16 protein-coding genes are annotated in these 26,750 nt (G+C 44.5%); 2 read left to right on the top strand and 14 right to left on the bottom strand.

Annotation, left to right across the window (positions count from 1 at the left end; genetic code table 11):
- Positions 1 to 34 precede the first annotated feature (34 nt).
- The 5 genes from AC3A8L_RS00585 to AC3A8L_RS00565 all read right to left on the bottom strand — a co-directional run bounded on the left by AC3A8L_RS00585 (position 35) and on the right by AC3A8L_RS00565 (position 10,206).
- Positions 35 to 2,080 carry a hypothetical protein gene (locus tag AC3A8L_RS00585; RefSeq protein WP_487960264.1) on the bottom strand — a complete coding sequence of 682 codons (2,046 nt, stop codon included), beginning with the start codon at positions 2,078 to 2,080 and terminating at the stop codon, positions 35 to 37.
- Positions 2,081 to 2,189: 109 nt separating this feature from the next.
- Complete coding sequence (locus AC3A8L_RS00580; RefSeq protein WP_487960263.1) at positions 2,190 to 4,115, bottom strand: c-type cytochrome; 1,926 nt, start codon at positions 4,113 to 4,115, stop codon at positions 2,190 to 2,192.
- A 102-nt stretch (positions 4,116 to 4,217) separates the two neighbouring features.
- Entirely contained in the window at positions 4,218 to 6,698 is a 2,481-nt protein-coding gene (locus AC3A8L_RS00575) for a hypothetical protein (protein ID WP_487960262.1), read from the bottom strand.
- Between the two features lie 299 nt (positions 6,699 to 6,997).
- Positions 6,998 to 9,139 carry a PDC sensor domain-containing protein gene (locus AC3A8L_RS00570; RefSeq protein WP_487960261.1) on the bottom strand — a complete coding sequence of 714 codons (2,142 nt, stop codon included), beginning with the start codon at positions 9,137 to 9,139 and terminating at the stop codon, positions 6,998 to 7,000.
- Positions 9,136 to 10,206 (bottom strand): ABC transporter substrate-binding protein, encoded by a 1,071-nt coding sequence (locus AC3A8L_RS00565; RefSeq protein ID WP_487960260.1) that lies wholly within the window; start codon positions 10,204 to 10,206, stop codon positions 9,136 to 9,138. The genes AC3A8L_RS00570 and AC3A8L_RS00565 overlap by 4 nt, the downstream gene beginning before the upstream one ends.
- Before the next feature lie 237 nt (positions 10,207 to 10,443).
- Here AC3A8L_RS00565 and AC3A8L_RS00560 point away from each other — a divergent pair, with 237 nt between their 5' ends.
- Positions 10,444 to 10,566 carry a hypothetical protein gene (locus AC3A8L_RS00560; protein WP_487960259.1) on the top strand — a complete coding sequence of 41 codons (123 nt, stop codon included), beginning with the start codon at positions 10,444 to 10,446 and terminating at the stop codon, positions 10,564 to 10,566.
- A gap of 334 nt (positions 10,567 to 10,900) precedes the next feature.
- Here the strand turns inward: AC3A8L_RS00560 and AC3A8L_RS00555 are convergent, their stop codons facing one another.
- The 5 genes from AC3A8L_RS00555 to AC3A8L_RS00535 all read right to left on the bottom strand — a co-directional run bounded on the left by AC3A8L_RS00555 (position 10,901) and on the right by AC3A8L_RS00535 (position 17,051).
- The gene (locus tag AC3A8L_RS00555) at positions 10,901 to 11,275 is read right to left on the bottom strand and encodes a VanZ family protein (RefSeq protein ID WP_487960258.1); all 375 of its coding nucleotides are present in this window, start codon (positions 11,273 to 11,275) and stop codon (positions 10,901 to 10,903) included.
- Between the two features lie 328 nt (positions 11,276 to 11,603).
- A complete protein-coding gene (locus AC3A8L_RS00550; RefSeq protein ID WP_487960257.1) occupies positions 11,604 to 13,433 on the bottom strand; it encodes an ABC transporter ATP-binding protein in 1,830 nt (609 codons plus the stop codon).
- Positions 13,434 to 13,698: 265 nt separating this feature from the next.
- Positions 13,699 to 14,136 carry a D-aminoacyl-tRNA deacylase gene (gene dtd, locus AC3A8L_RS00545; protein WP_487960256.1) on the bottom strand — a complete coding sequence of 146 codons (438 nt, stop codon included), beginning with the start codon at positions 14,134 to 14,136 and terminating at the stop codon, positions 13,699 to 13,701.
- A 20-nt stretch (positions 14,137 to 14,156) separates the two neighbouring features.
- On the bottom strand, positions 14,157 to 15,479 hold the full coding sequence (locus tag AC3A8L_RS00540) for a transcriptional repressor TCF25 family protein (RefSeq protein WP_487960255.1): 1,323 nt from the start codon (positions 15,477 to 15,479) through the stop codon (positions 14,157 to 14,159).
- Positions 15,480 to 15,485: 6 nt separating this feature from the next.
- Positions 15,486 to 17,051 (bottom strand): glycogen synthase, encoded by a 1,566-nt coding sequence (locus tag AC3A8L_RS00535; RefSeq protein WP_487960254.1) that lies wholly within the window; start codon positions 17,049 to 17,051, stop codon positions 15,486 to 15,488.
- Between the two features lie 341 nt (positions 17,052 to 17,392).
- Between AC3A8L_RS00535 and AC3A8L_RS00530 the strand changes: the two genes are divergently transcribed.
- The gene (locus AC3A8L_RS00530) at positions 17,393 to 18,499 is read left to right on the top strand and encodes a phosphoribosylaminoimidazolesuccinocarboxamide synthase (protein WP_487960253.1); all 1,107 of its coding nucleotides are present in this window, start codon (positions 17,393 to 17,395) and stop codon (positions 18,497 to 18,499) included.
- 78 nt (positions 18,500 to 18,577) lie between these two features.
- On the opposite strand, the gene glgC is transcribed toward AC3A8L_RS00530, so the two are convergent.
- The 4 genes from glgC to glgB form a co-directional block, all read right to left on the bottom strand.
- The gene (gene glgC, locus AC3A8L_RS00525; protein ID WP_487960252.1) at positions 18,578 to 19,852 is read right to left on the bottom strand and encodes a glucose-1-phosphate adenylyltransferase; all 1,275 of its coding nucleotides are present in this window, start codon (positions 19,850 to 19,852) and stop codon (positions 18,578 to 18,580) included.
- 48 nt (positions 19,853 to 19,900) lie between these two features.
- On the bottom strand, positions 19,901 to 22,348 hold the full coding sequence (locus tag AC3A8L_RS00520; RefSeq protein WP_487960251.1) for a glycogen/starch/alpha-glucan phosphorylase: 2,448 nt from the start codon (positions 22,346 to 22,348) through the stop codon (positions 19,901 to 19,903).
- 75 nt (positions 22,349 to 22,423) lie between these two features.
- On the bottom strand, positions 22,424 to 24,523 hold the full coding sequence (gene glgX / locus AC3A8L_RS00515) for a glycogen debranching protein GlgX (protein WP_487960250.1): 2,100 nt from the start codon (positions 24,521 to 24,523) through the stop codon (positions 22,424 to 22,426).
- Between the two features lie 14 nt (positions 24,524 to 24,537).
- Positions 24,538 to 26,727, bottom strand: coding sequence for a 1,4-alpha-glucan branching protein GlgB (glgB, locus tag AC3A8L_RS00510; protein WP_487960278.1), 2,190 nt, complete (start codon positions 26,725 to 26,727; stop codon positions 24,538 to 24,540).
- Between the last annotated feature and the right edge of the window lie 23 nt (positions 26,728 to 26,750).

Below are 26,750 nucleotides of genomic sequence, written 5' to 3'. Positions count from 1 at the left end.
TAAAAATTCTCCACTGTAGCCGAAACTTTAAAAATTAATTTTCTTGCGGCGCTGGCGCTTGGCGGCGCATGGCTCTTGCGGCGGGATAAACAATAGCGCGAGCATGCCCTAGCGATGCAAAATGATCAGGGCTAGTTGCCAGGGGTATCTTTATGCATTGCGGGCTACGATTTGGATCCATGGTTAACCCACTGACTTCATCATTATCGCCAATAATGCTATCCGCACTAATTTCACAAAGATCCATCCATGGGTAAAACGTCTCATCCCACGCTACAGCAGGATTAAGTACTTCACTATTTTCAACAGCTGGTGACTCTGGCGCGTGTAACTGTGCTTGCAAAATATATTTCACGTCGCTGTTATTCACGCGATAAATAAAATCTTGCCTTAAAAAATCTTCAGCTCTAGAGTCTGTATCTTCTGGCGGCTTGGTTAATTGCCCCTCACACTCAAAAGAAGGTTTCGGCAAACCACGCTCGGGACCACGGTCACCAGCAATAACGCGAAAACGGATGTAGCTCATATTCCCCGCTGCATCAAAAAACTCAAAACAAGACCACGTATGGTAGCGATAATCCGCAAAGGAACCTCGAATACGGTAAGCTTCTGTGAGTTCTTTATCCATGATCACATCTTGCTTACACAGCTCCGTACGCTGCTCTAACGACGAATGCACCATAGTCGAAAAATCACGAATACTTCGTACAAACAATTGACGACCCGCATTCATTAAAATATCCAATTCGCCATCGCCTGAATAATCAGATGCGCCCGCCGGAAAAAATTTCAACGACGTTGCACAACCATCACGCGTGCGGTCATCTTTCTCCCCACCGGGTGAAGAGTGCCGCAGTACAATTGGAAATTCATCACCAAATTTAAAGAAATCATTCTTGGGGAAATCAGGTGAAATAATACAGCGCGCACGACCTTTAGCAGCAACGCCGTAAGTATGTGTCGCACGCCCCTTTTTAAGCTTTGCCCCATAACTAAAAGTAGCGACTAACTTATCAACTACTTCTTTAAAATCATCATCAATATTGGCTGTTAACTCTTCTTGAGATAAACGCATTGCATTACACCCTTTTTTTGATTGCGGCTCGGATTCAGGCTCGTTATTGGACTGATGACGTAATCGGCTACTCGCCAAGTACACCTGCTTTCTAATCTCATTCACCTCACCCACTGGACTATGCTCTGGTAGTGCATGCCAAGGGGTATAAGATAAGTTCTCACCAAACTTCACCCGCTCGGCGGTATCAAAGTCTTGCGCTTCAATTGTAATCGTCGCTACTTTATAGCTAGGTGCATCCCAGTGAACGGTCGGATTATTAACAGCATCGTAGCTAACGTCGTCATACGGCTGAACATGAAAATCAAACGACGCTTTCGTGCCAGGTTCCGTTAATGCAGCTTTTAATGCTAGGCGTAAATAATCTTCCGCTCGGCTATCTGATGACTCCTCATTAGCGGGGTTACTGCTACTGGGCGTGATGCTATATCGGCAAATACGCTTTTCATCCGCCCCCCATGCATAAGGCACCTGACTCCAGAAAGTACTTGTTAATGGGCTATCCATGACTTGTTGACTAAAGCCCAAGAAAACAGGTAGATCCTCTGGGTGGTTTTCTTTTAGCCACTGAATAAAACGCTCAGGCGGTTTACCTTCAGCTGAAGATTTTGCAAAATCGGAAATGAAAGGTACGTACTCTGCTGCGGTACGAATAAAAAATAGAGGGTTGTCGGCCAAAATGAAATCATGTGTTGTATCGTGCTCTTGCCCCTCTAAGACTTTCTCGCCAGGTACACCCAACAACTTGATCGCCACACCATGAATGTCCGGCTGACGATCATCCATCTTTCCACCGTTAGAAAAACGCACAAAAGCTTCATAGCTTTTAGGCTGACTAAATAACCCAATGCTTAAATCTTTAGGTAGATTATCACTCACAGTAAAGGTCGCCTTTAAGCAAGCATGCTGCTTAAAGTGCTGCCCCCTACGCTTAACCCCTGTCACTTTCATCATCGCTAACTGAATCTGCTCAACAAGATCCATATTCTGTTTTTTTGTATTCACATTGTTCTCCATCGCCCGCCAACCAGCAGGTTGGCGGTAACTATTTCCAAATAAATTTTCGTATTAATACTTTTACGCTGTATGTTTTCACAAGCTAAGAGACGTAACGTTAAAGGGTTTTCATGTACTCCAATAAGCTGGCCAAATCACCCTCGCTGGCCTTTCCGCTCCAGTCCAAACGGTAGAACTTACCATTAATAGCAATATTTTTATCATGGCCACGATTCGACAATCCATCACTGGCGGTGTTATAGGTCATTAATGTTGGCGCATCCGATTTTGATACTTTACTTATATCTTTAACATTCCAAATCCAACCCACTGCACTTTGATCGTAACTTTCAGTACCACGCAAGAAGGTATTAGGCCTTTCATGTGGCACCAACAAATGACGAAGCGTCGGCACAGAGCCGTTGTGCAAGTAGGGTGCCCGCGCCCATATACCATCGAGAACATTCGCCATATACCCCTGCTTTTCAGCAACCGTTGTATCGCGAATAATTTTCTCTCCATCCATAGTGCAAGGCTTTATTGTTTTACCTTTAGCGTCCACATAACTAAATTCTTTATCGTGACAAGACGCCGTAAATGCTGAAAGGAAAAGGTTTCGAGCCTCTTCATTCAAGACCTTGGCACGGTTAAAGTCAGTATACATTTCCCAGTATGGACGGCTATTATTGGGGCTATGGCAATCAGCGCAATTCTCTTTAAATAATGCCTGCCCTTTTACCGCTTTAGACAAATCTACTTTGAAAGGATATGGAGCACTGGGTAAGTGAGTTAAATATTTATCTACAATATGCGTATTATTGAGATCCACCTTACTTGGAATTCCAACAATTGGGAGCTGAGCGGCAATATTCCGCCAAAAGCCCATAGAAACACTGCCATCCCATTGCGCCGCGGCCCGAGCTTGCTGATTCCATACACTCGGCGCATCAGTGACTGTCGCAAAAGGAGGTATTGCTGGCTGTGGGGTTGCTAAAAATGCTTCCTCCGTTAAATTGGGGTCCAAGCTCGCCCTTGAGGCAATTAGCTGTGCCAACAAATCACCACTACCATCAGACTGCCCACTACTGTTACCCGCTAAGGCTGGAGAATGCCCCTCATAACCATAATTTCCGTGCTCACTTTTTTGTAGCTTAACCATCCAGTCGCTGCCCTTAACCCCAGCTGCAACCATATTTAAAACAGTGAAGATGCCGCCCTTTGCATAAGCGCGCTGCTGCGTATCAATAGCCGCCTCGTCTTTTTCTGGCAGTAGAGGTAACCCCCGCGCAAAGTAACCGGGCTCTTGCGCATCAATAAATGCCAACATTGCTTTCGTAGTGGAACCTGGAGCCTCTTTATTACCAATTTTTTCTGGTGTTAGATAGTTAATATAAGTATCTATAAATGCTTGCCGCCAGCTTCTAACATCAAACTGTGTATTGGGCGCGCCTTCTATAACATGGTAGTTGTTACCCACCTTAACCCGCGAGCTATGACATGCACCACACGAGAATGTCGTGATATATAAGTTGGGTTTTGTATAGTCAATTTCTCCCGTCGGTTTTTTATCACCATCAAGCGGGCGACCATCAGGAGAAGCAATACCTAATCCACGAGGAAGAACCCGATTAGGATTAGTAGGGTCCGAAAATAAACCAAATTTTGAGAAGTTATCTTCTGGTTTACCCCAAATCTCGGGCGCGATCCCCGGTAACGACTTAAGAACAACTAATGGTGTCCCTGAGAATCCATTGGCTGCATTTGTAAACCATGTATATCCAACAGGATCTTGCTTTTGGTATTCCTGAATCTCTACATCACAAGCTTTATGTAGTTTAGACCAGCTTAATTTAGGGTTTGATTTTACAGCTACCGCTAAATTTTCTTTATCTGAGCACTTTACAGCCTCTGCTTGTTCAGCAACAATTTCACAGCCATAAAACACCGATGACGCCAACGCAATCAGAGGTAACCATTTTTTTGTTCCACTGCTAGAGTTTGCAACCAGGAAGTTAGACTCCAACTTATACTTTCTTATTTTCACTTTGGTTCTCCACGTTGCCGTAAAACGGCGTTGCTATTACGAGTAAAATACACGCGAGGGCGTGTGCTTATAGATAAAACGCCACCCAAATAAACTATGATTTTATAGTATGTGATGAAAATGCCCTTCAGCACTTTTTGCCACAAAGCAGCCCAAGGCTCGGTAAACCTCAAATTGCGTTTCATCAAAAGATTGATCCCCAGTGCTTTCATGGGGAAACGCCGTATTTCGCTGGCGATAACTGTGTAGATACTCAGGTTCAGCACCACTAAAAGACAACTTCAAATAGATAAACGTACCGACGGTACCATCGGGGTAAGCGATGCGCCCCAACACCGAATTCAAAGCGGACAAACCATCAACAGGTTTAATTGCGTTAACATCGATATCTAGCACAATACCGAGATCAATTTCAGCATAGCGTTGCAAAGTTGTAAGGCCGTCGAAATTAAATAATGGATCTGCCTCGCCATCGATACAAACAATGGTTTTACAGCGCCGGCGAAGCAATTCATACACCCCTAAATTCTCGATATGCCCGCCATCAGAACAATTGATATAAGGGGTGCTTTCATTAACGGTTGATAGTGCCTCACTCATTAAGTAAGACAAACCCAAAGACTTAAAATGCAACGCTTTTTTTGAAACACGATTTAAAAATAATGCGGGATTTGGCAACCAATAGTTCAAACGGATATTTAACAGCGTCATTATGAATGACAAAGAACTATTCCCTACCGTACCCATATTGGGTGATGCGGCTGCAGCCGAAATAGCCATGGCTGCACCTAAGTCAAAGTGAGAGTCTTGTTTTTCGACATCTGTAGTACTGCAATAGCCCGTCATATCGCTACCGCAAAACAATTTAGTCAATATGAATGATACTGTTTTCCGTGAGCGTAATTGAGGGTTAGAGCTACCCTGTAAATTTAATGCCGTATTCACAATATGGTATGGCGCTGTACTTTCAGCGCCTTTAAGCTCACTCAGCTTGACCTTATCTATATTTTTTATGCTGTCATCGTCACCAGAGATTAAAAAGGTACGACTCAAGCGATCCCGATAAAAAGAGTGCAACGAAAAACGATTAATGTTGATAAACATCCAGTTATAACATTGCAGCAAAAAACCTAATAAGTACAACCACCATTCAGCATGACCGTGTAAGATTCTGAGTTCTTCAAAAACCAGCATCTTTGCCTTAACAAAAAAACCTTCTGCTAGTGACAACGTAATGAATGGAGGGGTTTGCGTGGTCAAGTAACGCTGAAAATAATCCCCAAAGGCAGATTCAGAATTAGCATCAGACATACGGCAAAACTGCAGGCTTTCGGTTGACACACCGGACAAACAATAAGCGCTAAAATCTAATTGCTTTTGCTTAAATACCGCATCCAACGATACCTCCATTGCAGAATACCCGGGCAATGTCATTTGTGCCGTTGCACACAGGCAATCATCAGAGCTCAAAGCTTCAGGCTGAGCACCAGCATCAATAATAGGAGGCAACATTCCGCTTTCGGACTTAGCCGCTAATCGATTAAACAGCAAAATACTGGTTGCCAACGTTGTAGATTCAACATCCTCTCCAGCCAGGATTGCCTCCCTTTGCGCATCTTGCAGGCCAGCATGCTCGACATAGGGTGAATTTATTGCCACAACACATAAATAAACATAAACACCGAACAATGCTAGCGGCGCCAAAATGCTGACTATTAAAACAATCGCTCGACCTTTAAACTTTATAACTCCAAAGACAAATGCACCTAATAACGCTAAAGAGCCTGTAATAGATAAATAAGTATTAGAAAAAAGAGTGTGTTTTATTGTGGAAAAAAACGCATAGGAATCAAGATCAACAGCGTTTCGAAGTAATATTAAAAATGGTATTGAGATAATTGATAGCAAAGCGACTAAAGTAAAGTTTGTTAATGTTCTGTCACTTTTATCCCGCCCCTGCCAACCCAACCGATCAAAAAACATTGGCCTTGCAGCTAGAACCGCTAGCATTGGGGCAATACCCAGCGCTGGCACGGCCCACTGAATCAAACTATTAAATCGTCCAGATGCCTCAAAAAAAACTTCAGTGAAGAAAACCGCCAAGATAATAATAGGGAGGAAAGTAAAAAAGCTTCGAATGGCGCCTTCAACAATTAAGACAGGGATACGTATTGCGCTAAGAGGCCCGGTAGAATCTAAATATTTGCTGTAATTACGAATATGATTAAGCGCAGCCGGCTCCTCACTACCTTTACGCTCCACCAAAAGAGCTTCACGCCCTGGAGCACCTTTAGTTAAGGCGCTAATACAAGACCCGGTATATCCGCCACCAGACACTGTCGACAGGTAGTCTATTTTATTAAAAAGATTATTCTTTATTAAGTGCTGGACAACACCCAAGCAGAAAGAAGCTGATCGAATACCACCGCCAGAGCAAGCCAAGCCGACAAGATCTTCTCCTTGGGTATTCTCATTCGGACTACTCCCCTGCTCACCTATATTTTTTCTACGCTGGCGAATCTCGCCTAACTCTGCCGTTAATACTTCTTCTGAAAATTGCTGAGCACCGTCAAGTTGAGCCATATGATTGCCATACATTGGTACGGCAAAAACACTACCTACCCAGCAGTGATGCCATGAAAATTAATTTAACAAATAATTCCTGCTACTTGCTTATATGACCGGACCAATAACACACAACCCACACCACCTAACAGAAATAAGCGAGTAACGTTAAAAAGACGTAGATGTAAATTTTATCGGCAGTTGTTTTTTATTTTTATAACTTCACTAACAGGAGAACAAAATACACTCTTAGACTGTAGGTTCAACACTCAACAGCGCCAGCTTAGCGCTTTTCGCGACAGCATATCCATAAGACACTAACGAAAGGACCATAAGGTACACAAAAATATCCCCAACGTTAACGCTGGCCAATATATGAGCTTTGGGAGAAGATTATCATGATACTGTACAAACCATAACTTAGTATTTAGTGACAACAAAACAGCATTTGCCGTTATCATTAGAATGAAAACGTAAGTTATTAAATAGAAATATTCGAGATACACAACCGAGTTAGCAGCTAATTCATTTCGCATTTGAACATGCGCAATCAAAGCCACAAAAAATAATGCGGAGCAGGAAGCAACGACACCCGATGCATTAAAGCCAAGAAAGTCCTTCTTTTCATGATCTGTAGACATAGTTATAACTATGGCATATAGCATTAAAACCACGACAAAGAGAGGAAATAAGTGCGCCAGAAAGGGGTTTATAAAATTTCGCGTAACTTCCACATTAAAATAGAGCTCTGGAATAGCACCACTAGCAGAACCTTTTAAACCAGCAAAACGTGTATTGTATACATTACTTCGCATTTCAAAATAGGACCGATAAAGCAACCACCCCGACAATACAAAGTCTTTTTCAATACCCGGTAAAGATCTCGTATTTAAACTATCGTAAGATCGAATATCTGGAATTAATACTGTATTCCCACCAAAATCTTCATGCCACAACCGAATCCAAACAGACTGCCGATCCAAAGGAAATCGATCAGGTGAAAAATTTTCACGCAGTGTGGTTTCGAAATACCACCCTTTTACCGTTTCACCATCAATAACTTCTTCGTATGCCAAATTCATATTGGTTGAAATCGCTTCTGGAAATATGGTTCCAGTCTCATAATCCGACGACTGCCCCTCCCGATAGCGATGCCAGATATAACCTGTAATACTCACATTACTTGCACTTAAAAATTCAATTGACTGAATAAACAAACCAACAGGAATATACGTAGGTGCTTGATCAAAAGATGTTAATGACGTTAACGCATGATCTCTTTTATATTTTTCTATTATTGCCTTGTTGGCGATCACAACACCATTAGTTTGCTGAGCCGAAACAGAACCATATTCAAATATCCAAATTGCAACAATACCGAAAGCAAAAAACAGAGTGTAAACGGTTGAATCCCAGCATAACAACTTCAACGTTGTACGCTTTCGCCGCAATCGTATACAGGAGTAGCCCAAGCTAAATATCAATACCAGTAAACTCACCCACGCAACGGGGTTACGTTGCGAAATAACGACAGGAATAGTCGCAAGCCACGACTCATCATCCAACTTAAAACCCGGCAACACATCATGCATCGCTATTGAAGTTTGCAACCACCAACCGGTACCTTTAACTTCCAGCCCGTTTGCCCAAGCTGGCTTTCCGGTTAGTGTATTACGGGTCTTAAATTGAGCAACCAGTCCAACTCGCTGCCCACCTAAACCGGTAACAATTTGCTTGGGGCCTTTGAGGCTATGGTAAAGTTCATCACCCTCACGAGACATCAAACTTAAATAGTTATTATCTCGTAAGTCGTAACGCTCAACCGCTTCACCTAACCACTCCAGACTCACATCGACAAATGCCAACCCAATAATTTCTTTTTGTGCATTCAATATTGGCGACGAGTAACGAACGACATAAGCGCCCAGCGCAGCTTCGTAAAACGGAGGCAGCCACTCATCCGCATGCTGCTGTGCATACTCAAACCAAAATTCGGGATTATGATTCAAAATATAATTAGCGCCGCCGAACTCTGCGAGATAATCGTAATAACTATCTAGGCGCTCAACAACAGCCCCCATAGCCCCTTTACGAATAAAGGGGGCATATAATCGATAGGGAGTTCCTGACTGCGACGCCTTAAAAGCCACGCCCAGATTCATAAACTCATCACTGTTTAAATAATGCTGTTTTAAACTTTTTTCAATATTACAAGGGCTACACCCTGCACGGCTAATTTCATCCGCCAAGGCCCTTGCGACACCGGCAACATAATTAATGCGGACCGATAAATCAGTCGCTATTTCAGTCGTTTTATTTTCTGCCCACAACTTTGAATATTCGAGGTTTTGCTTGTGAACGGAATACATCTTCACCGCTTGAACCACAGAGAATAGACCTAGCAATACCGTTAAAAGTAACAACAAGGGATATAATTTATTTTTAAAACGCTTTGTCATTGTTTATCGACTTTAGACTGTGATTTGATTTCCCCTAACGCTGTCAACCAAACCTGATTAAGCATTTGCTGATCCTGGGATACTTCTTCAGGGCTTAATCGCCGCTCAATACGAACTAGCGCGTCTTTCAAACTGGGCCCATCAATACTCTGCGGCACTGTCCTTATTGCAGCCATTAAAAGAGCCGTTGCCATATACCCTTCGTCGGAAATCTCATTCCCCTCAGGTACACGCCATGAATATTCAAATTTTTCTGACGGGAAGGATATAAAATTTATTAAGCGCTCGCGCTCACTTTCGAGGGGAATTACCTGACTCATATACACTTTTGCAGAACTGCCCTTTAAGCGGGCGCTGAGCTTCGACACACCGGTAAACGACAAGCAGAAAAATTGCGTGGAGGGTGACAACGGGTGCGCAAATTCAATAAAGTCTGCGCTCGCCTCACTGGCCCCTACCAGAATAACGGCAGCGGGCTTCTCTGTTTTATTAATGAAATCTGTTAATGCGCTATCTATATTGAGAGTATTGCGCTTATAACGCATTTGGAAGATATCTTTTGCGCACTCAACACAACCTTCATTCAATACTTTTTGCACAGCTAATAATCCTGCCTGCCCAAAGGCATCATCCTGCAAAAAAAGACCTAAATGCTTTACGGGTATACCTTGCTCTAGAATTTCGCTAACGATTTTTTTTATTTCTTGATCGTAACTTGCCCTAAAATTGAAAACATAGGGCGCCGGGGGATCTAGCCGTAATATATTCGCTCCAGTATAGGCCGCATAAAAGACTACCTCGGATTCATTCGCAATTGACCAAGTTCGTTTCGCTGTTGGCGTACCCACATTACCAATTAAAGCAATCACGCCTTCATCATGAATCAATTGCTTTACATTAACCTCAGCCACGACAGGATCATAACTATCGTCTTTGACCCGCAAGCTGAAATGAATCCCCCTATCCAGCCAATACGGGTTACAGTTTTCTTCTTTAATTCGCTTCTCTACCCCCTTTAGCATAGCCAAGCCCAGGTGCTGGCTTGGGCCACTGAGGGCAGTGCTCATCCCCAAGCGAACGTCCTGATAAGGCTCCAACGGAAGGCAGCCTTCTGCATAAGTGCAAACACTGAATGAAAAGCAGGCGCTAGCCAGCAATACTAGTGTATTGAGGTAATTGCATTTTATTTTTCTTATACAGCCCAGAATTTTATCCCCACCGATTTAGCACATACACAATAAATTTTACTATGACACCCAAATAATAATTATGCGACTCATTCGACATGGATATCCACAAAAATAGTGACAAAAGTTATCGCGTTATTCACCTTTCCGCAAGCGAACAATAAAAACAGCCGTTTTAATACCCAGCAACAACGCATTCATTATGCCGCAAAGGTAAGCCAAGACGAATTATCGCGATGAGTTGTTATTTTTAGCGACACATGATTCAAAAGGGCTAGGCAATAGCAGCTTATCCAGTTGGAGGAAGGATACAGCTTTCTACCTAGACGTTTATAAGAGGCGTGTAACGCTTAGAGCAACGAAGGTAAGGGGCGTGCTCGGAATAAGTTGCTGGAACTTGGGTTTGTGGGTGCTTGCTTGACGAGGCGACAATATGGCGTAATAGCCGGCTATTGAAAATGTTTTTAACGAAGGCAAGCGTGCACCCAGGAATTCAAAAACGGGACGTTATTTCATGCACGTCCCCAAGGAGGTCAAATCTAGTATTATTGGATAAAATATTTTCCCCTCGGCCCTAAAGCGTGAAAAATTTTCGCGATAGCCAAGTAGCGAATGTAACGCCCATAACGCTAACAGCGAAATCTACGGGGTCAAAAGTTCTCGCCGGTATATAATATTGGCTAAACTCCTCCAGCAGGGCAAAAGTGATGACAAGAGCCGACCCCCAATAAATACGAGAGCTAAATATTTTAAATGTTGAGAAACGCAAGGCTAAGTTTACGGTGAGGGCTAACAACCCAAAAAGCATAAAATGCCCCCACTTATCTCCGTGGGGCACCACAGCCAACCACCGGAAAATAGTATGTGAGCCCCCCTGATTAGCCAGGTAAATTGCCCACACGATAAACCCCAAAACCGCCACTGCACTACTAATACGAATTAACTGCATACTGTTCTCCATAAATTATTATTAATCATACGAAGAAATAGCAATAATAAAACCCAACAACACCATTGATCACAAGATGCCATTTTTCATCATATTTGCAAAAGAGTGTGGATTTACAGTGGAGCTGCAGCTGCGGCAAGAAAAAGGTGGAGAAAAATCAACCCCCAATTAAAGAAATACGAGAACGCGGATAAGTTAGGAGCAGCAATAGCGCTAAGAGAATAGCGGCATCATTTATCAACTCGCTGATTTAGCTATCGGCGAATCAACACAACGAGTGAGTTTTGTACTAGCCCGACCAAGGTCGAGCTTATATGATTAGTGCACACTAGTCTTCGCCTAAAAAGCCACCGCTTTGGCGGGCCCATAATTTTGCATAAAGGCCATTCATTGCCAATAGCTCTTTATGGGTACCTTGCTCAACAATATTTCCTTGATCGAGTACGACCAAGCGATCCAATGCGGCAATTGTCGACAAACGGTGCGCAATAGCAATAACCGTTTTATCATGCATTAGCTCGTTGAAATTTTCCTGAATAGCTTCCTCCACTTCACTATCTAACGCAGAAGTTGCTTCATCTAAAACTAAAATTGGTGCATTCTTTAACAGCACTCTTGCGATTGCAATTCTCTGACGCTGACCGCCACTTAACTTAACGCCTCGCTCGCCCACATGCGCCTCAAAGCCGGTACGCCCTCGCGCATCACTCAGGTCTTGAATAAAGTCATAGGCTTGTGCTTTTTTAGCTGCAGCAACAACCTGCTCCATTGTGGCGCTGGGCTGGCCATAAGTAATATTCTCATACACTGAGCGATGCATTAAAGCGGTGTCTTGCGTAACCATTCCAATATGCTCACGCAGGCTATCTTGCGTTACTGCTGAAACATCCTGCCCATCAATCGTAATACTGCCGCTTTCAATGTCATAAAATCGTAGTAGTAAATTTACCAATGTAGACTTACCCGCTCCCGAGCGCCCTACCAAACCTATTTTTTCACCGGGCTTAATATCTAGATTAAAGCCCGCTATAATGCCGCTGCTTTTTCCATAGTGAAAATTCATATTGCGATAGCAAATAGCGCCACGGGTGCAATCTAAAGGTTTTGCATCGGGCTTATCTTTAATGGCTAATGGCTGGCTTAATGTATTAATACCGTCCTGAACCGTACCAATATTTTCAAAGAGCCCACTCACTTCCCACATTATCCACTGGCTCATGCCATATAAGCGAAGAATCACACCGACTGCAGCGGCAACAACACCCGCAGTAATTATGCTGAGTGACCATAAATGGATACACAATGCCGATACAGAAAAAATCAAAATCGCATTAATGCTCCAAACACAGGTTTTAAGCTGTACCGCTAATCGCATTTGCGGATAAACCGTTTGTAAAAAACCATCCATACTCTCGCGCGCATAACCGGCTTCGCGCTGAGCATGGCTAAACAGTTTTACGGTATTAATATTGGTATAGGTATCGACAATGCGACCCGTCATTTCGCTACGCGCATTAGCTTGACTCATTGATATTGCCTTTAAACGCGGTAAAAAGAACCGAAGAACTAAAATATAAGCGACTAACCAGACTAAAAAAGGGATTGCAAGGCGCCAGTCCAGGCTGGCAACCATGGCGACAACGCCACCAAAAAAAATAACGACATATAAAAAAACATCTAACAATTTAACAACCGTTTCGCGAACAGCTAATGATGTTTGCAACACCTTTGTTGCTATTCGACCAGCGAATTCATCTTGATAAAAAGCCATGCTCTGCCGCAATAAATAGTTATGCGCCTGCCAACGAATAGCCATGGGATAATTCCCCATTAAGCCTTGATGTAAAATAACACCATGAAGAAATATACAGAGCGGCAGTGCAAAAACGACAACACAAGACATAATCAATAAATGAGTGCCATGCTGCTTCCATAGCTCGCTAGGTGTTAACGCGCTTAGCCAATCAATCAACAAACCCAACATTCTAAACAGTGACACTTCCATTAATGCCGTGAGCACACTAAAAATCGCCATCACAATTAATAACTTGCCGTACCCTTTTGTGAAATAACGACAAAATGCCCAGATCTCTGTAGGTGGTTGCTCTGCCTGTATCGCTTTGAAGGGCTGCGTGATTTTTTCTATATAGGTGAACATCGAATACCTGTGGGCAAAAAAAAGAGGAGTTAGGGGCGAGGCGATAATAGTTTGTCCAATAAGGCGAAGAGATCGGCTTTCTTACCTAGGCGCTTAAAGGGCGCATGCCGGGGCCTATACGGATATAGGTCATTAGAGTAACGCATGGAGCAGTTACCGAGGCATGCAACGCTTTGAGCAACGAAGGTAAGGAGTTCGACTCAAGTATTAGTGGATGAAATATTGTCTCCTCGTCCCTTTTAACAATGGATAGGCGGTATGCCGTTTATAGCTCTAACATAAATGTGACGGGACCATCATTCACTAAGCTAACTTGCATATCTGCGCCAAATTCGCCCGTTTGAATTTTTTGACTTTCTTGCCTTAGCAAAACAACAAATTCTTCGTATTGAACCTTAGCAATATGTGGCAATTCTGCCGTTGAAAAACCAGGCCTTAAGCCTTTATGGGTTTCTGCTGCCAACGTAAATTGTGAGACGACTAATACGCCGCCATCAATATCTTTAACGCTGAGATTCATTTTCCCGTCTGTATCGCCAAAAATACGATAATTTAAAACCTTGTGTCGCATGCGCTCTAAGGTTTTTTCGTTATCATTTTTTTCAAGCCCAACAAGTAATAATAATCCGGCCTCTATTTTTCCCACACATTCACCGGCAATATCAACCTGAGCCTGCGTGACGCGCTGAACTAATACTTTCATAACCCCTCCCTTAATCGATTTTAGGCGTTCGATGCGTCATTAGATAACCAGGCCATTACACCCGCAGAGTTTCGCCACAACAAACGATTCTCGGCCACATACAATGCTGCCTCACTTTCATCGCCAGGGCTGTAATAACCGGGAAGCTCGGTAGGCATAGGGGATTTATCCAATAATAAAGGCACAATATGAGCATTGCTTTTGATAGCCATTTTTAGCCCAGCACACGATTTTTTCGAATCGCCATATTTGATAAACAGCGCTAGCGCTTTAGTAAATAACATCATTGCGCCACGATCCGAATCAAAACGCTCGATCAGCGCAAGCGCATCATCTACACGTCGCAGCTCCATATATAAATCAGCTAATAAATAGCGCGCACCCAGATTGTCATCCTCGCAAAGCAACAGACTTTTCTCGTAACAAGCCACGGCTTTTTCACGCTGCATTGATGTGCGATAGGCTTCAGCTAATGCCGTTAATACACGCATATAGGTGCGTGTTTCAATTAAGCCCCAAAACATACCCGCATTGTCTTCGAAGCATTCGGCCCCCAAGGCCTTTTCGGCATATTGTTGAAGGGCCTCCACATGTTTAACGCGGCTTGCTTTTGGCCCCTCCATTACAGCAGGTAATAAGCGATCAATGCGATCATTCACGGCCAACGGATCCGTTACACCCGCAAAATAGCTATGTACATTACTTATTGGCCCCTGAAACTCCTCTTCATGGTCTTCGTACTCACCGCTTGCAGGCATATGATTGACCATCTGTGAGGACAACGTTATATCCCTGATAAGCTTCGGTAAATCACTGCGTAAATGTCCGAGCAGCTCTGCGCATTCACTCGGTGGAATTCGACGCTCGTTGAGCTCACTAAAAAAATCTTTAGCGAACTTCTTTTCCAGGAAGGGATAAACGGTTTCAGCTATACGGTCCATTAAATAAATGGTTGTTTCATCCGCCTCAACATCACCATCCTCGATCATAACTTCTAAAATCCGACACGCCATATGGACACCGCTTGCCCACTGATACAGTTTACTTTCATGCGTGTAATTAGCGGAGAAATTATCTATATCGACTTTACAGCCAGATGAGAAACGGTAACGCTCCAGCTCGACTTCGTCACTGATCTTTGAAGCATATTGCTCCAGCACCGTATTTTCGTCTTGGCTTAGTTCGCCCTCTTTAACATCCAGAAATGCTTCATAACGACTATTTTCGCGATACAAATCCAACCACACTAGGCCAAGTATGAAACCTTTAAAATATTCAATATCCCATCCGCGCGCCTTGAGAAGGCTTGTGGCTTTGCGCGTTAACGCTGGCGTAGAAGCCATAAATGCTTACCTGTATAACTGAGTTAAATAATCTTTCGCTGCTGCCGACCACAAAAATCGCTGTGCACTTGATTTTTTCGCAAGCGCGGCATGCTTGGTTGGATGTTTTTTATAATTGAGCAAAGCGCGCTTAAACGTGGCCACTAAATTTTCGGACTGCTCTGAAATAGAATTACCACTAAAACTATATCCGGTGACACCATCTTCAACAGTATCATTTAAGCCGCCTACGCTGTGCACCAAACAAGGCTGACCGGCACGCATCGCTAGCATTTGGCTAATGCCACAAGGCTCAAACGAACTCGGCATTAAAAATAGATCGCCTGAGTTATAGAGTAAATCTGACACGGCCGTGGAATAGCCTTGCAAGTAAATAAAGTTGGCATTTGCGCCAGCTAATTCCAACAACTGACGCTGATATTGCTCGTTGCCTGAGCCTAAGAAAATAAACATTCCCTTATCGTCTAGCTCATTAAGAATATGTTGAAGCACAGTTTGACCATCTGCGAGCGTTGCAAACAACAAGCGAACTTTTTGCCCAGTAATACGCCCCACCGATGTCACTAACATGCCACGATCTTTTTTGGCCGCCCATCGCAGCAATCGCTTTTCCGCCAACCAATGGCAACTGAGTAATTCTGCACTTTTTGAAGCCCATCCTAAAAGCGCATTTTCCAATGCGGGGGCTAACCGTGTTTTCGGCACCTTGATATAGCTAACGCCGTCAGGGTATTCGCATCCATTTAAAACACCCACTAAGCGCCCCTGCTCTCGCGCCATGATCAAATCATTCTCTAACCCTTCGCCCCCGTAAACACCCTTAGCCACATCACTGCGACGCGTAATTTCTTTGGCATACGTCGGCGATACGGCGTGTACTTTGTTGGCCAAGTTAATGCCGGCCCGCATCGGGTTTAAGCAATGGACGGCCCGTGTATCGCAAATTAAATGCGGGCTGTAATCCAGTTGAGGAAACCATGATTCAAAAGAGGAATCGTCGCCTTTAAACGGGCGCACGCCTTGTAGCGATAAATTATGGATCGTATAAGTGGTATGAATGCTTTTCAAAGAGGCAAGGCTTGGGTCGTACTCTCTTAGAACGAGTAACAATGCCGCATGCCAATCGTGGAGATGTATAACATCCAGCTCGTCAAAACCCCCATTCACAATCACCTGCCCTACGGCGGCACAGAAGAAAGCGTATTTGGAAGCATCCGTGGCAAAGGGACGATTGTCGTCATCATTGCAATACACACTGCCATCACCACATGGAGAAAAGCGTGTATGCCCTAGCCCCCAATAAGTGACATTTTTGTGTTGATGGCTCTTTGATTGCAGGCGATAGAGCTCTACGCGCTCAGTAACACCCGCGAAGCGCAATTGATACTGCCCACACAGTTCGGCTCCCGGCATAATGGCGAAGTGCCCATAATCAGGCAACACAACCTGTACGTTGCAGTTTTGTTCGGCTAGCGCTAAAGGGATATCCCGTACAACATCGCCAATACCACCGACCTTTGCGTTCGGTAAAGCATCATTTTCAGCCGCTACCATTAATATGCGTTTAGTCACAGATCCTTACTCTCCCAAAGGGTCATTCAAGCTTTAAAAACAGGCCAGAACCATAGCATAAATTGCCTCACTCCTTGAACTACAAAGGCTTCAGGTAAGGGACGAGGCAGTAATACTTTATCCAATAATACTGGTTTCCTGCTTCCTCAGCTGCGTTGCTCGATGCGTTACAGGCCCAGGCATGCGCCTCTTCGAGCGCCTTGCTGAGAAAGCAGGACTCTGCGTCTAATTTGGACAAACTATTATTGCCTCGCCCCTAAATTGTTGATTGGGAAGGCAGCTGGTATCATCGCGACCTAAATTTCCCTTGATTGATGACTACCTCTGTAGCCGGGTTTCTTATGTCTCTTGCCTCCCAAGTATTAGCTGTTAACAACGACCTTCCTATCAAAACCTCTCGCCCAGTCCACAGCGGTAAAGTCCGCTCGGTTTACTGGCTGGACAGCGGTGATAGCAAGCGCTTAATTCAAGAGCAAGGTTACGCCATTCCAACCGAAACACCGCTTGCAATTATGGTGATCAGCGACCGTATTTCAGCCTTCGACTGCATATGGCAAGGTGAAGGCGGCTTGGCCGGCGTACCCGGTAAAGGTGCTGCGCTTAACAGCATCGCCAACCATTGGTTTAATGAGTTCAAGCAACAAGGTTTAGCAAATAGCCACATCGTGGACATCCCTCACCCTTTTGTGTGGATTGTGCAACAAGCAAAACCCGTGATGATTGAGGCGATTTGCCGCCAGTACATTACAGGAAGCATGTGGCGGGCTTACGCTAAAGGCGAGCGAAACTTCTGCGGCATTACGCTACCAGAAGGCCTTAAGAAAGATCAAAAGCTTCCCGAGTTGCTCATTACCCCTTCTACAAAAGGGATCCTTAAAGGTATTGCCGGCGTCCCCGAAGCTGATGACGTAAACATTACCCGCCAGAACATTGTGGATAACTATGCAGCTTTCAACTTTAAAAACATCGTCGACATTGCACGCTATGAAACACTACTCAGGGAAGGCTTTAACGTAATCAGCCAAAAGCTATCCGCTCTGGATCAAATTTTTGTCGATACGAAGTTTGAGTTTGGTTACGTTAAAAACGCAAAAGGTGACGATGAACTCATTTATATGGACGAAGTCGGCACCCCAGACTCTTCGCGCATATGGACGGGGAGTAGCTACCGCGAAGGTAAAATAGAAGAACAGAGCAAAGAAGCATTCAGGCAGTTTTTGCTGAATAATTTTGATGACCCCGATATTTTATTAAACAAAGACCGAATGCCAGAGCGCGAACTGCTTGCTAAGAACAACCCACTACCACAACAAGCTATTATGGATGTTTCTAACACCTACTTAGATATCGCCCGTAAAATTACCGGATCCAACATCAAAATACCTGAAAATCCGAAAGCTGAAATTCTCGAAGCACTCAGCAGCAGCGGCTATCAGCTTATCAAATAGTACTAACATTTCTGTAAGATAATAGACATAAAAAAGCCCGCGATTGCGGGCTTTTTTATGCTTCAACACTTAAATAGGTTAAACCTGAGGTTTAGCCCCACCGCGTTGACCGAGCATTTCAGGAGTTACAAGCACAACCCCTTTCGATGTCACCCGAAAACCATTGGCGCGGTCCTGCTCGTGATCATAGCCAATAACCATGCCCTCAGGAATGACGCACTGACGATCAATAATCGCTTTTTTAATTTTGACACTGCGATGAATTTCTACTTCAGGCAAAATAACCGACTCTTCAATTTCAGCATACGAGTGCACGCGAACATCTGAAAACAACAGAGATTTAGTCAGCTTACCACCAGAAATAATACAGCCACCGCTCACCATAGAATCAACCGCATAACCACGACGATCATCATCATCAAATACAAACTTAGCCGGTGGCAGTTGTGTTTGATAAGTCCAGATCGGCCACTGGTGATCGTAAAGGTTTAACGAAGGCGTTGGCGAGATCAACTCCATGTTTGCAGCCCAGAACGCATCAAGCGTACCTACATCACGCCAATAGGCACGTTCGCCATTTTCGTCGCGAAAGCGATAGGCAAAAACATCGGTGCTATCAATAATGGAGGGAATAATATCCTTACCAAAATCGTGCTCAGAGTTTTCTTTAGCCGCATCTTTTTCTAAGATATCGAGCAAAAACTCAGTATCAAAAATGTAATTACCCATAGACGCTAAACACTGGGTTTCATCCCCAGGGATAGGTGTCGGTTTTTCGGGCTTTTCTTCGAAGCCCAACACGCGATCACTTGCATCAACAGACATAACACCAAAAGCGCCAGCCGCTTCTTCTATTGGAAATTCAATACAAGACACCGTTAACTTAGCTTCGTTTTCGACGTGGTAAGCCAGCATGTTGCCGTAATCCATCTGATAAACATGATCGCCAGAAAGCACCATGACGTACTTGCACCCAGAGGCGCGGATAATATCCGTGTTTTGATAAAGCGCATCTGCAGTGCCTTGATACCAGTTTGGGGAATTACGCTGCGATGCAGGTAAGACATCCACATACTCACCCAGCTCGCGTTTAAAGTGACTCCAACCTACCTGAATATGGCGGATTAATGAGTGCGCCTTATACTGCGTTAAAACACCGATTTTACGAATACCAGAATTCACACAGTTCGATAACGGGAAATCGATAATGCGGAACTTACCACCAAAATACAGGGCAGGCTTGGCGCGCCAATCAGTTAATTCATACAAACGGCTGCCGCGGCCGCCGGCCAATACAAGCGCGAGCGTGTCTTTTGTTAAACGACTCACATAGCGCGGGTTAGGATGTTCCATGCTCACTCCAAATTAAAACGTTTCAAAAATCTTATATCATCCGCTGCGTTACAACTTCCAAATATCTTTCGCGTACTCAGCAATAGTTCGGTCACTCGAGAATAAGCCGCTTGCCGCTGTATTTAATATACTCTTTCTTACCCAGCTGGTCTTATCCTGATAACAACTAATCGCACGCTGCTGCTCATCGATGTAACTACGGAAATCAGCCGCGACCATCCAAGGGTCATTGGGGTTGCGAATAGTTTGCACGATGGGATCAAATAGACTCGGCTCAAACAAACTAAAATGCCCACACTCCAATAAACGCATCACTCGAGATAAATCCGCATCAGCTTCAATAATGCGATTAGGGCTATACTTTGAGCGATGCGCTGAAATGTCCTCGACCTTCAAACCAAACAAAAAGAAATTATCCTCACCAACAGCATCAAGTATTTCAATGTTAGCGCCATCATAAGTGCCTATCGTCAAAGCACCGTTCATCATGAACTTCATGTTACCAGTACCTGAAGCCTCTTTACCTGCCGTCGATATTTGCTCAGATAAATCAGTACCGGGGGTAATAATTTCCATTGCTGAAACACAATAGTTGGGTAAAAACACCACCTGCAATAAGTGCGAAACAGCTGGGTCTGAATTCACCACCGCCGCGACATTATTTATCAATTTAATAATGCCCTTAGCCAAGAAATAACCTGGCGCCGCCTTCCCGCCAATAAGCACGCACCTAGGCTGTAAACCTTCAACATCGCCACGTGAAATACGATCGTAGAGGTGAATGACATGCATAATGTTTAATAGCTGGCGCTTGTACTCGTGAATACGCTTCACTTGTACGTCAAAAAGGCTATCGGGGTTAAAAACAGTTTTTGTCGAGTCTTCAACCAACTGAGCTAAACGTACCTTATTATCATATTTAATTTGATGCCACTCATCAGCAAAGGCAGCATCATTAGCAAACTCTTTAAGACGCACAAGCTCACTTAAGTCTTTCTTCCAACCAGAACCAATCGCCTGTGTAATATGCTGCGACAAGCTAGGGTTACAGTGTGACAGCCAACGCCGCGGCGTTACGCCATTCGTTTTATTATTAAACTTCTCAGGCCATAACTCATAAAAATCTTTAAATAAGTCTTCAACCAAAAGCCGCGAGTGCAAGGCAGCAACACCATTCACACTAAAACTACCCACAATACCCAAATACGCCATGCGTACCATGGGTTCAGGCCCCTCTTCAATTAACGACATTCTGCGCTGGCGCTCTGTATCGCCCGGCCAACGCTGTGAAAGTAGCGCCAAAAAGCGCGCATTAATCTCATAAATAATATCGAGTAAGCGCGGCAGTAGCTCACCGAATAAACGCAGCGGCCATCGCTCTAAGGCTTCAGGTAATAGCGTATGGTTCGTATATGCCATCGTTTTTTGTGTAATGGCCCATGCCTCGTCCCAGGGTAACTTGTGGTCGTCCATTAAGAGTCGCATTAACTCGGCAATGGCTAAGGTGGGATGAGTATCATTGAGCTGAAAGCAATTTTTTGCGGCGAACGCACTAAAGTCAGTGTCTATATGCTCTAGATATTGCTCAATTACATCCTGCAGGCTGGCTGAGGCTAAGAAGTACTGCTGGCGTAATCGTAACTCTTTACCGTTTTCACTGGCGTCGTTGGGGTACAACACCATTGTAATTTGCTCGGCTAAATTTTTAGCGGCAACCGCTTCGGCATAGTCACCGGCATTAAACTCATTCAGATTAAATTCGTCCGTAGCGGTGGCCTTCCATAAGCGCAAGGTATTCACCGTTTGCGTATCAAAACCAGGAATTGGCATATCGTAAGCCAAGGCGTAAACATCGCTAGTGTCGACCCAGCGCGCACACTGTTTGCCAACATCATTCGTATAATGTTCGGTCTGACCATAGAATTTAATACGACGCCGATGATCCGGACGTTCTAATTCCCAGGGGTTGCCATCACGCAACCAGTGGTCAGGGCATTCAACCTGCCGCCCTTGCTCTATTCGCTGCTGGAACATACCGTATTCATAACGAATACCGTAACCCATAACAGGGTAATTTAGAGTTGCACAACTGTCTAAAAAGCATGCGGCTAAACGTCCTAATCCACCATTACCCAACCCGGCATCAATTTCAGACGTTTCTAACTCCTCTAACGTACAACCGTAGTGGTGCAAAGCTTTTTCAGCGCTTTCCTCAAGACCTAAGTTTTTAACCGCATTCGATAAACTTCGCCCCAGTAAAAACTCTAGCGATAAATAATAAACCCGTTTCGAATTATGGCTACTCTCAAGCTCTCGCGATAAGCGCCAGCGCTCCATCAAACGGTCGCGAACAGCAAAAGATAATGCTTTTAATAAATAGGGTGGCTGTACATGGCTATCAACACGACCCAGTGTAAAGTTGTAATGCCGCTGCAGGTCCGCAGACAAATGCACACCGCTATCACCTAGAGTTGAATTGCCGTCATCCTTTTTCATTTTTTGCCCTTGAAGATTTAAAGAGGAAAAAACATGCCGAACCCCTGCATGCGCTATCGTTACATCAGTTAATCGTTATTCAGTAGTACTCTCAACACCCAAAAAAACCATTAAGCTTTTATCTTCTAAAGTGACACTTTCCACACCGGCCATTAACTTAACCGGTTGCCCATTCGGCTTTGCTGTATCCAACCTGAGCTCCCACTCCCAACCACTCGGCAAGCCAAACGATTGCTTGCGACTGTCTGCATTAAATAAGGTAAGTACGCACTCGCGAGTAGGGTACGTTGACTCCAGCATCCAGCCTAAACTGTGATTATCTTGCTCATGCCAATCACCGTCCTCCATAGGCTTGGCGTCACGACTAAGCCAAACAATATTGATATTTTGCGCTTCATCCTCACCGGGATTATGGATATAACGAGGGTTACGCAATAACGATACACTTTGCCTAAGTTTAATCACTTGTCGTACAAAGTTTTTTAGCGTCCAGTCATCAAGTGTTAGCTCCGCCCAATTGAACCAGCTAATTTCACTATCTTGGCAATACGCATTGTTATTACCTTTTTGGCTTCGCCCTAGCTCGTCACCGCCCAGTAACATGGGCGTGCCCTGGCTCAGTAATGAGGTCGCTAAAAGATTGCGCTTCTGACGATTCCGAATTTCATTAATCACGGCATCATTAGTCGGACCTTCAACACCATGATTATGACTAAAGTTACCTTTATGGCCGTCATTATTATCTTCCTTGTTGGCAAGATTATGACGCTGGTTATAACTCACCATATCGGTTGTGGTAAAACCATCGTGACTAGCAACAAAATTGATACTTGCGGATGGACGGCGACCGCCGGCTTCAAATAAATCACTGGAACCATGAATACGTTTAGCAAAATCTGGCAGCATGCCGCTATCACCACGCCAAAAACGGCGCACAATATCGCGATACTTATCGTTCCACTCGCCCCAGCCAGCGGGGTAATTACCTAATTGATAGCCACCTGGGCCAATATCCCAAGGCTCAGCAATCATTTTCACCGTTGATAAAACAGGGTCTTGTCTAACCGCATCAAAGAATCCCGAGTGCGGATCAAAGCCATGGGGTTCCCGCCCAAGAACACTGGCTAAATCAAACCGGAAACCATCAACGCCCATTTCAGTAACCCAATAGCGCAAGCTGTCCATTACAAGCTGTAAAACGCGCGGGTGATTGATGTTAATCGTATTGCCGCAACCCGTATCATTAATATAGAAACGTCGATCCGCTTCTAGGCCATAATAGCTTGCATTATCAACCCCCCGAAAAGAGTAGGTTGGCCCCAACTGATTACCTTCACCGGTATGGTTGTAAACGACATCCAATAAAACTTCGATTCCAGCTTCGTGTAATGCCGAGACCATTTGCTTAAACTCGGCCACGGCATCGTCATTGGCATATTCGCCATGCGGAAGAAAAAAGTTGAGACTGTTATAACCCCAATAATTTTTAAGCCCTTTATCTTCGACAAATTGGTCATGAATAAAACCATGTACAGGTAAAAATTCTACGCTAGTAATGCCTAGGTCTTTTAAATAACTAATAACATCCGGGTGCCCAAAGCCTAAATATTTACCGCGTAACGCAGGGGGTAATCGACGCTGTAAATGAGTAAACCCTTTTACATGCGTTTCATAAATGATCGTGTCCTCCCAAGCGATAGGCTTCGCCAACGGAGTCGGAGGTAAAGAAGGTGCGAGCACGACCGCCTTCGGCATAAAGGCTGCGTTATCTAATGTTGAAAAGCTGAGATCGCCAGCCACGTCGCCGGGTATGTAGGAGTAATGATTATCAGACCAAACAAACTCACCAACCAGCGATTTTGCATAAGGGTCCACCAATAATTTATGGGCGTTAAATCGCAAGCCTTCTTTGGGATTGTAATCACCATCGACGCGATAACCATAGACTAATCCAGCCGCCGCCCCCACCAAATGGACATGCCAAACATGATCAGTTCGGTCCAGCATTTCGATACGCTGAAGCTCTTCCTTTCCATCATTTGAGAATAAGCAAAGCTCTACTTTTTTAGCTTGCGCCGAAAAAAGTGCAAAGTTAACCCCGCCGCTTACAACCGTTGCACCTAACGGATAAGGCTTACCTAACTCAAGCTCGTAACGATCAGCAGTTTGAACCATTCTATTGCAATCCCCTACTCAGGCTTCCACTCAAAAAATACCGTCGACAGTGGCGGCAAAGTAATTGTGATTGAATTATCTCGACCGTGAGACGGTATAACTTCGGCATTAACACCGCCTGCATTACCTTTCTCCCCACCGCCATAAATACCCGCATCCGTATTCAACCGTTCTTTATAAAAACCCAGCTTTGGTACACCTAAGCGATACCCTTCTCGTAGCACGGGGGTCATGTTACTCACAACAATAACAACATCATTATGGGCTTTACGAGCCAAAGCAAAAACCGAAGCTCCGTTATCATCGGCATCTAACCACTCAAAGCCACGCGCCTCGCAATCATCATAGTAAAGTGCTGGCGTACTGCTGTATAAATTATTTAAATCTTCAACCAGCTTTTGTACACCGCCATGCCAGTGGGTCTCGTCCATCAAGTGCCAATCTAGTGAGTTGTCATGATCCCACTCTCGCCCTTGAGCAAATTCACACCCCATGAACAACAATTTTTTACCGGGATGAGCCCACATAAAACCGTAGTAAGCACGTAAATTAGCAAACTTCTGCCAAGTGTCCCCAGGCATTTTATCCAGCAGCGAACCCTTGCCATGAACCACTTCATCATGGCTCAACGGTAGCATGAAATTTTCATTAAACGCGTAGAGCAAACTGAAAGTCATGTCATGGTGGTGGTAACGACGATGGATTGGGTCGTTACTCATATAGCGTAAGCTGTCATTCATCCAGCCCATATTCCACTTGTAACCAAAGCCCAAACCGCCGGCATAAACAGGGTGCGATACGCCCGGCCATGCCGTCGATTCCTCAGCCACCATCATTGCATTTGGGTAATGCTCATAAACTTTTTGGTTTACTCGCTTTAACAAGGCAATTGCTTCAAGGTTTTCTCGGCCACCGTGAGTATTCGGCACCCATTCATCCGCTTCACGACTGTAATCGAGGTACAACATTGAAGCCACGGCATCAACTCGAAGACCGTCAATGTGAAACTCATCAAACCAATACAAGGCATTACTGAATAAAAAGTTGGCAACTTCACAGCGACCATAGTTGTAAATATAAGTATTCCAATCAGGATGGAAACCCTGCCGCGGATCAGCATGTTCATATAAAGGCGAGCCATCAAAAAAGGCTAAGCCGTGTCCGTCGGATGGAAAGTGGCCCGGTACCCAGTCAATTAAGACACCCACGCCTGCTAAGTGGCAGCGGTTAATAAATTCCCGAAACTGGTCTGGAGAACCAAAACGACTTGTTGGTGCATACAAACCTACCGGTTGGTAACCCCATGAGCCATCAAAAGGGAATTCACTAATAGGCATAAGCTGAATGTGAGTAAAACCTAATGACTGAACATAGGGAATTAGCTCATCGGCCAATTCTAGATATGTTAAATAGGTTTCGCCGTTATCACCCCGTCTTTTCCAAGAGCCCAAATGAACTTCGTAAATGGATACGGGTTGATCCCGATAGCCCTGCTCGACTTTTCGACCCAACCATTCCTGATCAGACCAAGTGTACTCACTCGGAGCCATAACTTTTGACGCGGTTTCAGGTGGGTGCTGTGCAGCAACCCCCATAGGGTCAGCTTTTAACGGCAAAATGCCATGACTTTGACTTAATATTTCATATTTGTAGAGTGTCTCTGCCGCAACACCTGGAATAAATAATTCCCACAGTCCACTTGCGGCATGCTGTCGCATTACATGATGACGGCCATCCCAGTAATTAAACTCACCGACCACTGAAACACGCTTAGCGTTAGGCGCCCACACGGTGAAGAGCGTACCTTTTACGTTGTCAATTTCACGTAAATGCGCCCCCAGCCAGTGGTACAGTTTTTCGTGTGTGCCTTCACCAAACAGATAAACATCGGTAGGACTCAAAGCACTCGGAAAACGATAGGTGTCCTCTACGACAACCTTGCTTTCACCATAGTGAACTTCAAGCTTGTAATCGCTACGCGTACGAAGGGCAACTTCGCCCTCAAAAACACCAGCCGGATGAATTCTATTTAACACCTGAACGTGGCTATGCGTGTCGCGATCCACAACGATGACTTGACTAGCTTCGGGCAAAAAAGTACGAACAACATAGTTGCCGCTGTGCATTTGGTGCGGTCCAAGCGCCGCAAAAATATTGCCGTGATAGGCGTGAACAATCGAATCCAGTTCAGCCGCCGATATCATCGCTGTTGTTACTTCCACGTTTC

The organism is Marinagarivorans sp. (assembly GCF_982758155.1).
This window is presented reverse-complemented; position numbering and strand designations above follow the sequence as displayed.

What these genes read in the sequence shown, in the direction of transcription:
- glgC (WP_487960252.1), bottom strand. Translation starts at nt 19,852, where the DNA reads ATGGAACATCCTAACCCGCGCTATGTGAGTCGTTTAACAAAAGACACG.
- glgB (WP_487960278.1), bottom strand. Translation starts at nt 26,727, where the DNA reads ATGATATCGGCGGCTGAACTGGATTCGATTGTTCACGCCTATCACGGC.
- AC3A8L_RS00570 (WP_487960261.1), bottom strand. Translation starts at nt 9,139, where the DNA reads ATGACAAAGCGTTTTAAAAATAAATTATATCCCTTGTTGTTACTTTTA.
- dtd (WP_487960256.1), bottom strand. Translation starts at nt 14,136, where the DNA reads ATGAAAGTATTAGTTCAGCGCGTCACGCAGGCTCAGGTTGATATTGCC.
- AC3A8L_RS00520 (WP_487960251.1), bottom strand. Translation starts at nt 22,348, where the DNA reads ATGAAAAAGGATGACGGCAATTCAACTCTAGGTGATAGCGGTGTGCAT.
- AC3A8L_RS00565 (WP_487960260.1), bottom strand. Translation starts at nt 10,206, where the DNA reads ATGAGCACTGCCCTCAGTGGCCCAAGCCAGCACCTGGGCTTGGCTATG.
- AC3A8L_RS00575 (WP_487960262.1), bottom strand. Translation starts at nt 6,698, where the DNA reads ATGGCTCAACTTGACGGTGCTCAGCAATTTTCAGAAGAAGTATTAACG.
- glgX (WP_487960250.1), bottom strand. Translation starts at nt 24,523, where the DNA reads ATGGTTCAAACTGCTGATCGTTACGAGCTTGAGTTAGGTAAGCCTTAT.
- AC3A8L_RS00540 (WP_487960255.1), bottom strand. Translation starts at nt 15,479, where the DNA reads ATGGCTTCTACGCCAGCGTTAACGCGCAAAGCCACAAGCCTTCTCAAG.
- AC3A8L_RS00550 (WP_487960257.1), bottom strand. Translation starts at nt 13,433, where the DNA reads ATGTTCACCTATATAGAAAAAATCACGCAGCCCTTCAAAGCGATACAG.
- AC3A8L_RS00530 (WP_487960253.1), top strand. Translation starts at nt 17,393, where the DNA reads ATGTCTCTTGCCTCCCAAGTATTAGCTGTTAACAACGACCTTCCTATC.
- AC3A8L_RS00555 (WP_487960258.1), bottom strand. Translation starts at nt 11,275, where the DNA reads ATGCAGTTAATTCGTATTAGTAGTGCAGTGGCGGTTTTGGGGTTTATC.